Source organism: Sulfuricurvum sp. RIFOXYD12_FULL_44_77 (genome assembly GCF_001830725.1).
Classification (GTDB): domain Bacteria; phylum Campylobacterota; class Campylobacteria; order Campylobacterales; family Sulfurimonadaceae; genus Sulfuricurvum; species Sulfuricurvum kujiense_A.
On the sequence record NZ_MIBU01000193.1, the window covers coordinates 1 to 9,009 of the forward strand.

A 9,009-nucleotide genomic window follows, 5' to 3' on the forward strand; every position below is an offset into this window, starting at 1 on the left:
CGCGATGCTCTTTTGGGGGTTTGCGTGGACGGCGGGGAAAGTGGCGGCGGAACACTCTAATGCCGAAGTTGCCGCTTTTTGGCGTTATGCGATCTCGTTTATCAGCATCATTCCCATTATCTGGTATTTGAAAACACCCCTCAAAACCGATAGAGCAGGTTTGATGTATATGGTGATCGCGGGGATTTTGACATCTCTCTTTAATTATCTCTTTTTCGCGGGACTTTCGCACGGGGATGCGGGTTATGGCGGGACGATGGTTACGTCGCTCGCTCCTATCATCACCTATATCCTCTCCATCTCATTTTTGGGAACCAAGGTATCCATTCGCCAAATCGGCGCACTCTCTATCGGTATTTTCGGAGCGTTGATACTGCTTCGCGTACCGTTTGACGGGTTTGCGTTCTTGAATGTCGATAGTGCTTATTTCCTCGGATGTGCGGTTGTGTGGGCGCTGGTGACGGTGGTCTCACAAAAAGCGGCGGATCGTGCGCATCTGATGTTTTATACCTTGGTCGTTTTTGGGATTACGACGTTTATCAATATGCTCTTTGCTCTGCCGCACCGTCCTTTTGATTTCGGGGCGTATGACGCGGTGTTCTGGTGGACGATCCTCTTTATCGGGGTGATTCCGGGGACGTTTAGCACCGCCCTTTATTTCATCTCGGCAGGGAAAGTGGGGGCACACCGAACGGGGGTGTTTATGTTTATCGTCCCCGTGGGGGCTATCGTGTCGAGTTGGGTCGTGTACGGCGAGACGTTGGCAATCTCGACACTGTTTGGATGTTTGATGGCATTTGCGGCGGTGATCTTGTTTAATATGAAAAGATCCTCTTCCTGATGCATTCAAATTAATGAGATTTATTATACTATATACTCTTTAGTAGCATTGGTTTCAGGCATCAATTTAATGGAAAGGACGGCTGTGAATAATTTATTGTCGGGTCTTAGCAACGGTACGGTAGCAACTCCCCCTATAAAGCTTTTTGAAAGCGGTGAACATTCGGTCTGGTGGGTAGGGATCAATGAGAATACGGCGTTTAGAAGCAATGTATATCTTATAAAAGATGCGGATGCAGCTATACTCGTCGATCCGGGTCATCGAGCTTATTTCGAATCGGTCAAGGATGCGGTATCCAAGATCATCGACCCGAAAAATGTGAAAGCCCTCGTCCTTTGTCATCAAGACCCCGACGTATGTGCGGCTATGGTCGATTGGTTGGACTTCAATCCGTCGCTAAAAATCGTTTCTACTCCCAGAACGCACGTACTTCTCCCCTATTATGGAAAAAGCGATTATGATCGATTTGACGCTGCCGATGATACGGAATTTCCTTACGGTAGCAGTGCTTTGAAGTTTATAGAGTGCCCTTTCATGCATTTTCCGGGAGCTTTCGCCACGTACGATCCCGTAAGCGGCTTTTTACTCTCCGGTGACGTGTGGGCGGCTATTGATTCGGATTGGAAACTGGTAACGGATGATTTTGAAGGGCATATTTCAGGGTTGGATATTTTTCATAAAGACTATATCGCTTCGAATATTGCGTGCAAAGGGTTTGTGGAAAAACTCCAAAACGTCTCTATCGAAGCGATACTGCCGCAGCACGGCTCGATCATCTCAAAAGGCGACGTCCCCTCTGCCATAGAGTATCTGGAAAATCTCAACTGCGGGCTGGATATTTTGTATCCGCATCTGGGAATTTGAATGAGTGATGATGTAGTCGAGCTTCAAAGACAAGTGACGATCTTAAAGCAGGCGGTAGATCAAAGTCAGCGCATCCATAAGAATTACGACCATGCTCTTTTGCTTATCAAACAAAAAGACAAAGAGCTAAAAGAGAGCTATGCCAAACTCCAAGAGATGCAAGCGGAGATTATTCAAAAAGAGAAGATGGCGTCTCTGGGATCGCTTGTCGCGGGGGTAGCTCATGAGGTGAATACGCCGTTGGGCGTCTCTATCACATCCGCGTCGATGATACTGGACAACTGCAAGAGCATTAAGCACTCATTTGAGTCCGAAGAGTTAACCGAAGAGGATTTGAAAGAGTTTTTGGAAAGTTCGATTGACGCTTGCAGCTTGTTGTTGCAGAATCTGGAAAATGCGGCAAGGCTTATCCGAGGGTTCAAGCAAATATCGGTAGATGAGACGAGCGATCAAAAGCGGGAATTTGACGTTAAGCAATATTTGGAAGAGATCATTAGAACGCTGAGACCGCAGCTCAAAAAGAGTGTGGCCGTCGTCGAACTGGAGTGTCCGGAAAACATCATCGTCAACAGCTACGCCGGCTCTTTTGCCCAAATAATCTCCAACCTGATTCAAAATTCGCTTGTACATGCGTTTGAAGGCAGAGAGAGCGGTAAAATAATGATAAAAGTTATCGATAAAGGGGATCGTCTGGATATGGAATACATCGATGACGGCATAGGTATCGATGAGAGTGTGAAAGATAAGGTCTTTGAGCCTTTTGTGACGACAAAAAGGGGGCGAGGCGGGAGCGGGCTTGGATTGAGTATCGTGTATAACCTGATCACCGGTTCATTCGGCGGTTCTGTGAGGGTAGAGAGTGAAAAAGGGTGCGGTGTGCACTTTTATATTACATTATTAAAGAGTTAGAGTATGGCTGGATTTTTGAAAAAACGGGATGTTTCGAGCGAGAAGCAAACGCTTGGTACGTGGAAAGTACTCATCGTAGATGATGAAGCGTCTATTCATGACGTCACCAAACTTGCGTTAAAGGGGTTTGCATTCGCGCAAAAAGAGATAGAGTTCTTCCATGCGATGAGTGCAAAAGAGGCAAAAGAAATACTAAAAAATCATAATGATATAGCCCTTGTTTTGCTGGATGTCGTTATGGAAACCGATGATGCGGGACTCGAACTTGTCACCTTTATCCGTCACGAGATCAACAATAATCTGATCCGCATTATTTTGCGTACCGGACAGCCGGGACAGGCTCCTGAAAAGTTTGTTATCGATCATTTCGACATCAATGACTACAAAGAAAAGACGGAGCTAACCCAAACCAAGCTCTATACGTGTATACGAACAGGGATACAAGACTATGTCCGATTGACCGAACTTCAGACGCAAAAAGAGGCGCTTTCGTATTTGGCCAAGTCGGCGGTCAATATTTTTACCATCGATTCATTTGAAAACTTTTTTAACCATACTTTGGAAGTTTTGACGAAATTTATCTCGCTTGTCGATAGCTCAAATCTAAGGCTGTTGGATGCTTTTGCCGTATTCCCCGTGGATGAACAGGGCGAATACAAGGTATGTATCAACTGCAGCAAATACTGCACAACGGGAGAGAAACGCAATATTGAACCGGTCATCAAAGAGATCCTTGAGAAAATCAGGGAAGAACACAAACTCTTTTTTCTGGAAAAAGATAGGTTTATCATACCGATAAAAGACTCTGAGGGGACAATGGCTATTGTTTTTGCCTTCGGAGATTTCAGATTGAACGGGTATTTTGCCGATTTATTGGGACTTATGGCACTTCAGATTTGCACATCCTTTAAAAACATAGATCTCTACGATATCCTCTCAAAAGACCATATAGAGACGATCAACATATTGGCGGTTGCGTCTGAATACAAAGACGAAACAACCGGAGAACATATCAAACGGATTGAACATATGACGCTGCTGTTGGCGTTGGAACTCGGTTTTAGCGAGGATGAAGCGATCCGCTACAGCAGAGCGGCAATTTTGCACGATATTGGCAAGATTGCGGTTCCCGACAGCATACTGCAAAAGCCGGGAAAACTCGATGAGGAAGAGATGCGTATCATGCGTATACACACCGAAAGAGGTAAAACGATTTTGCACAGTGACAAGCGGTTTGCACTTGAAGCTGAAATAGCGCTCTCTCACCATGAAAAATACGACGGAACCGGATATCCCTATGGGATCAAAGGTGAAGATATACCGCTTAGCGGCAGGATGGTATCCGTCGTAGACGTGTATGATGCCCTTGTGAATGCAAGACCGTATAAAACCGCATGGGAAAAAGAGAGGGCAATCGAGTATATCAAAGACGAAGTCGGAAAGCAGTTTGACCCGCACATCGTCGAGGCTTTTGTACGGTTGTACGAAAAAGGGAAAATTTAGTCGAACAAACCAATATCACCCTCGATCCGTTTCAGACTCACGAGCAATCAAAAGGAAATCAGTTTTCCGAAAAGGTTCACTTGACACCTATTGCTGCTATCAGATCGATTAGATTGTACTAGAGAATAAAAAAAAGGTATATTTATTATGAGTATTTATGCTTTGCAATCGCCGGCAGGTGGGTTTTTAGATGAAGATCTAAACCATTTTAATAAAGTTTTTGATAATTGGTGCGTACAGTTTGATAATTTTGAGGATGCTGCCACCATTGCGAGTACATTGGATAAAAAAAGATATTCTGAGGTCGTCGAAATCACTCCTCTGAGCTATCCTAAGTATTTTTTTCATAATTTACAAGGGATAATACATGCAACACGCGAAGTAGAGGGGAATATTGTCTGTATTGTGGAACCTTTTATGGGATCGAATTTTCGTATCGCCGTTTGTAATTTGGAGACAAAAGCAGTCAGATTAACGGCAACAAAGTATAAAAATACACTCAGTGTCGAAGGTGCGTTTGCCCATTTTACGATCAAAGATGACAAATATTCTGAAATCTAGATCAAGATCGGGTCAACACCCTGACCCATATTTTTAAAAGATAGAAAAAGGAACTATATGAGTGTATATGTTATCGGGCAAATCCGTATCACTGATCAGGAAAAGTGGAATGACTATAAAAGCCAAGTGCAGTCAACGCTTGTACCTTATGGTGGAAAGGTTCTAGTGAGGGGAACCTGTATCAATTCATTCGTGGGTACTACGGACTATCCTGATGTGGTAGCCATTGAATTTGATTCTGTCGAAAAAGCTAATGAATGGTATCACTCTTCCGCCTATCAGAGCCTAGTCCCGATCCGTGAAAAAGGGGCGGAAATCATTTTGCACGTGTATGGATGATCCTTATAAAAAGAACAGGAGAAAATGAATGTTGATTACCTACCAAATAACCCCCAATCTATCAACTGAAGATTTTATCGACATCCTCAACCGTTCCACATTGGGCGAACGCAGACCTGTTGATGATCTTGAATGTATCGAGAGTATGATCAAAAATGCCGACATCATTATTACGGCGGTTTTGGATGAAAAAATCGTGGGGGTGGCACGTGCCGTTACCGACTTCGGCTACTGCTGCTATCTGTCAGATTTAGCAGTCGATGCGAGCTTTCAACATCAGGGGATCGGAAAACAACTCATTCAAAAAGTACGCGAACAGTTAGGGGTTAAATGCAAACTGATTTTGCTCTCTGCACCTGCAGCGGTAGAGTATTATCCAAAAATCGGTTTTACGCAACACCCCTCGGCGTGGGTACTGGACAGTACGAAAGAGATTTTATAAAAAAGCAGCGACAATGAATTTCAAAAAACTGACAGAAGCCGAAACCAATTTTTTCATCTTTTACCCCAAAGGGTTCGAAGACGAAGCACTATTACCGATCATCAAACGGCACAATACGGCAAAAATAGGTGAAAGTGTAAGAGAACTCTTTGCACCTGAGAAATTTTTACGTACCGAAGAGATAGGTGAGAGTTTTGCAAAAATCGTCTCAAAATCCTCTTTGATTTCACTTTTCGAAAAACCAAAAGTACGTGATATGGTAAAAGCGATGAGTATGGAACAGCAAGATATGTTTGCCATCGGATTGTATGAATTTTTGCACGCCGATAAAGAGAAAGGATTTAGAATCCTCGTCGATATCCTCAGTATCTATAAGCTCGCAAAATGGTCTATCGTAACGTTGATCCCCTATTATTACGCACGGGATAAAGAGTTTTTTATCAAACCGACTACCACCAAAGATATTATCAAATTCTTCGAGATAAGCGGTTTGGAATATAAGCCCAAACCTACCTACGAATTTTATCTGCGCTATACACAGATTCTTCAAGAGATGAAATCACACGTCTCTCCACTGATCGGTGCTGATAATGCCGGATTTACAGGTTTTTTGATGATGGCGATGAAGTAATGATGAGGTGATATTGGAGCGGTCTATTACTCTTTCTCTTGTTTTTCCAACGCTAATAAAAACTCTTTTTTCTCTATTCCTCCGCTGTAGCCCCCGAGTCCGCCGCCGCTGGCGATAACGCGGTGGCAGGGGATGAGGATCGCGATGGGGTTGCGTCCGTTGGCATTGGCAACGGCGCGGACTGCTTTGGGGTTTCCGAATATTTCGGCTTCTTGTGCGTAAGAAATTGTTTCCCCGTAGGGGATCGTCTGTAGTGTTTCCCACACCTGTTTTTGAAACGGGGTTCCGTGAGGGTTTAGGGGGAGGGTGAAGACTTTTCGCTTCCCTGCGAAGTATTCGTGTAACTCTTTTTCCAATTGGAGAAGGAGCGGATATTTCGAGATTATAATCTGCGGGGTTTTATCGGTAAAATCGAGAGAAGCAATACCATTTTCATCGGCAGTTGCGATCATAGTTCCGATCGGGGTATCAATGGTATAGGTGTCGTAAATTGTTTCGGGTTGCATGGTATGATTATAACAAAATGAGTTAACAGCGAGGAGAATGACTATGAATCCTTCTAAAGTTATCCGAGAAAACGTCTCGAAACTCACCGACCTTCCCAATATTGGCAAAACGGTTGCCGCTGATCTTGTTCGCATCGGCATCACCTCTCCCGATCAGCTCAAAGGGGAAGACCCTTATGATCTGTATGTTCGCTTTTGCGAAGCGTTCGGCGAGAGACAAGACCCGTGTATGCTTGACGTGCTTATGTCGATCACCGACTTTATGAATGGCGGTGAGGCAAAAGTGTGGTGGAACTATACGCCTGAGCGCAAAAGACGCTACGGTGATAAAATTAGTATTGCAAAAAGTTTTATTTAAAAATTACAAAATATTATTCATTATTGTTTAAATTCTATTGTGAAATAATGACCTTAATTTCGTTAAAGGAGTTGGTCATGAATTTGCTTTCACCTATTACAATCGGAAACTATAATCTAAAGAATAGGATTTTTATGGCGCCGATGACACGGTGCCGAAGTGTAGATAATAATGTAGCGAATGAAATGATGGCTCGGTATTATGCTCAAAGAGCTTCTGCCGGCCTTATCATAACCGAAGCGACTCAGATTTCGACAAAGGGGATCGGCTATCCCTATACTCCCGGTATTCATACCCCCGAACAAGTCGAAGGGTGGAAAAAAGTGACTCAAGCTGTCCACGAGAAAGGGGGGGTGATTTTTTTGCAGCTATGGCATGTAGGGAGAATCTCCCATCCTCTCTATCATAACGGAGAATTTCCGGTTGCTCCATCCGCCATTAAACCCTCAGGCAGTATCTATACCTATGAGGGGATGAAAGAGTTTGTAACGCCGCACGCCCTTAGCATAGGCGAGATTCAAACCGTGATCGAGCAGTATGTCCATGGAGCCAAAAATGCGATGGAAGCAGGGTTCGATGGGGTTGAAATTCACGGAGCCAACGGGTATCTGATCGATCAGTTTTTGCGGGATGGAACGAATATCCGAGACGACGAATACGGAGGCTCCGTTGAAAACAGAGGACGGTTTTTGTTTGAGATTATTGAGGGTATTTGTGCCGCTATCGGTTCGGAGAAAACAGGGGTCAGACTCTCTCCAAGCGGTACGTTTAACGACATGAAAGACTCTGATCCTCAAAACCATTTTACCTATATCTGTGAGAAGCTCAACGACTTTAATTTGGCGTATCTCCATATCATCGATGCGTTGGAAGGGGATATTCGCCACGGGGCGAATGTCGTTGAACTAAGTGTTTTGAGAGAAGCATATAAGGGTGTTTTGATCGCCAACGGCGGTTATACTTTTGAAAAGGGAAATTTAGCACTTCAGAACGGGCTGCTCGATGCTGTAGCTTTTGCGGTTCTATTTTTGGCCAATCCTGATCTACCGGAACGGTTTAAAAGCAATGCCGAGCTAAACGCCCCTAATCCTGAGAGTTTTTATACTCAAGATGAAAGAGGGTATTTGGATTATCCTTCTTTGCAGTGTGATTAGAAATTTTTTCTAAAAACCAGATTCTTCAGACTTCGCTCTTCCTCGATTTCGGGGAAACTCTCCAAGTTTTTGAGCCTCTCAACGTACCGAAATTCAGGGGCATTTTCTTTAAAAAGGGTTTTGATGAATTCACAATCCAGCTCAGGGGCATTAAGTGCCGAGAGGACGATGCACTCCTCTGCCGCGAACTCATGAAGCCGCCTTATAATCTTCTCATAATCGCTTGTGGCGGCGAATGACCCTTTTTGAAAGCTGGGGGGATCGATGATGATCAGATCATAGGGGCCGCTTTTGCGGATACGGTTCCATGATTTGAGGATGTTGTAGGGCATAAACTCCACTTTTTTGGTATCGATGGCGTTGAGGCGATGATTCTCCCGTCCGATGGAGAGGACATTTTTGTTCATATCGACATTCACGACGGCTTTTGCCCCCGCTTGCATAGCCACAACGGAAAACGAGCAGGTGTACGAGAAGAGGTTAAGGACTTTTTTCCCTTTAGCTGACTCACGGATAAATTCTCTTCCGATCTTCATGTCGGGAAAGAAGCCGATATTTTGGGCACTCTGAAAATTGACATGATAGTTGAGGCCGTTTTCGATGGCAAAACACGCTTGCGGCAAGTCACCTGTGATAAGGGATGAGGGAGACGATGGGAGATAGCGGTGTTGAACTACGAGTGCTTCCCATTTGCCTTCAGCATCAAAAAAACTTTCTATCATCGAAATAATGGCATCTTCCTCTTCATCTGCTTCAAAAAGGACGGCAAAGAGCACTTTGTCCACACTGTCCACGGTAAGAAAACGATACCCGTTGTAGGTATTGCCACGTCCGTGAAACAAGCGAGTATATTCATCGCTAATATCGCGTGAACTTATCAGCAGTAGCTGATGCAGATCTT

12 protein-coding genes are annotated in these 9,009 nt (G+C 44.2%); 10 read left to right on the forward strand and 2 right to left on the reverse strand.

The window, feature by feature from the left end; translation table 11 throughout:
• From A2517_RS07335 to A2517_RS07370, 8 genes are all read left to right on the forward strand, one after another.
• Positions 1-841 (forward strand): DMT family transporter (locus A2517_RS07335; protein WP_294895613.1); only part of this gene is annotated, 841 nt, incomplete at its 5' end.
• Between the two features lie 84 nt (positions 842-925).
• Entirely contained in the window at positions 926-1,705 is a 780-nt protein-coding gene (locus A2517_RS07340; protein ID WP_294895615.1) for an MBL fold metallo-hydrolase, read from the forward strand.
• Positions 1,706-2,614 carry a sensor histidine kinase gene (locus tag A2517_RS07345; RefSeq protein WP_294895617.1) on the forward strand — a complete coding sequence of 303 codons (909 nt, stop codon included), beginning with the start codon at positions 1,706-1,708 and terminating at the stop codon, positions 2,612-2,614. It abuts the gene before it with no gap.
• 3 nt (positions 2,615-2,617) lie between these two features.
• Positions 2,618-4,117, forward strand: a complete 1,500-nt coding sequence (locus A2517_RS07350) for an HD domain-containing phosphohydrolase (protein WP_294895619.1) — start codon at positions 2,618-2,620, stop codon at positions 4,115-4,117.
• A gap of 147 nt (positions 4,118-4,264) precedes the next feature.
• Positions 4,265-4,678, forward strand: coding sequence for a hypothetical protein (locus A2517_RS07355; RefSeq protein ID WP_294895621.1), 414 nt, complete (start codon positions 4,265-4,267; stop codon positions 4,676-4,678).
• A gap of 57 nt (positions 4,679-4,735) precedes the next feature.
• On the forward strand, positions 4,736-5,017 hold the full coding sequence (locus A2517_RS07360; protein WP_294895623.1) for a DUF1330 domain-containing protein: 282 nt from the start codon (positions 4,736-4,738) through the stop codon (positions 5,015-5,017).
• A 28-nt stretch (positions 5,018-5,045) separates the two neighbouring features.
• Positions 5,046-5,459, forward strand: a complete 414-nt coding sequence (locus A2517_RS07365; RefSeq protein ID WP_294895625.1) for a GNAT family N-acetyltransferase — start codon at positions 5,046-5,048, stop codon at positions 5,457-5,459.
• 13 nt (positions 5,460-5,472) lie between these two features.
• Positions 5,473-6,090, forward strand: coding sequence for a hypothetical protein (locus tag A2517_RS07370; protein WP_294895627.1), 618 nt, complete (start codon positions 5,473-5,475; stop codon positions 6,088-6,090).
• 26 nt (positions 6,091-6,116) lie between these two features.
• Here A2517_RS07370 and A2517_RS07375 read toward each other — a convergent pair whose 3' ends face one another.
• Positions 6,117-6,596 carry a methylated-DNA--[protein]-cysteine S-methyltransferase gene (locus tag A2517_RS07375; RefSeq protein WP_294895630.1) on the reverse strand — a complete coding sequence of 160 codons (480 nt, stop codon included), beginning with the start codon at positions 6,594-6,596 and terminating at the stop codon, positions 6,117-6,119.
• 43 nt (positions 6,597-6,639) lie between these two features.
• On the opposite strand from A2517_RS07375, the gene A2517_RS07380 reads away from it, so the two are divergent.
• Both A2517_RS07380 and A2517_RS07385 read left to right on the forward strand, forming a co-directional pair.
• Entirely contained in the window at positions 6,640-6,954 is a 315-nt protein-coding gene (locus A2517_RS07380; protein WP_294895632.1) for a helix-hairpin-helix domain-containing protein, read from the forward strand.
• Between the two features lie 77 nt (positions 6,955-7,031).
• The gene (locus A2517_RS07385) at positions 7,032-8,108 is read left to right on the forward strand and encodes an alkene reductase (RefSeq protein WP_294895634.1); all 1,077 of its coding nucleotides are present in this window, start codon (positions 7,032-7,034) and stop codon (positions 8,106-8,108) included.
• Here A2517_RS07385 and A2517_RS07390 read toward each other — a convergent pair.
• Positions 8,105-9,009, reverse strand: a 905-nt coding sequence (locus A2517_RS07390) for a class I SAM-dependent methyltransferase (RefSeq protein ID WP_294895636.1), incomplete at its 5' end; no start/stop codon positions are given. The genes A2517_RS07385 and A2517_RS07390 overlap by 4 nt on opposite strands.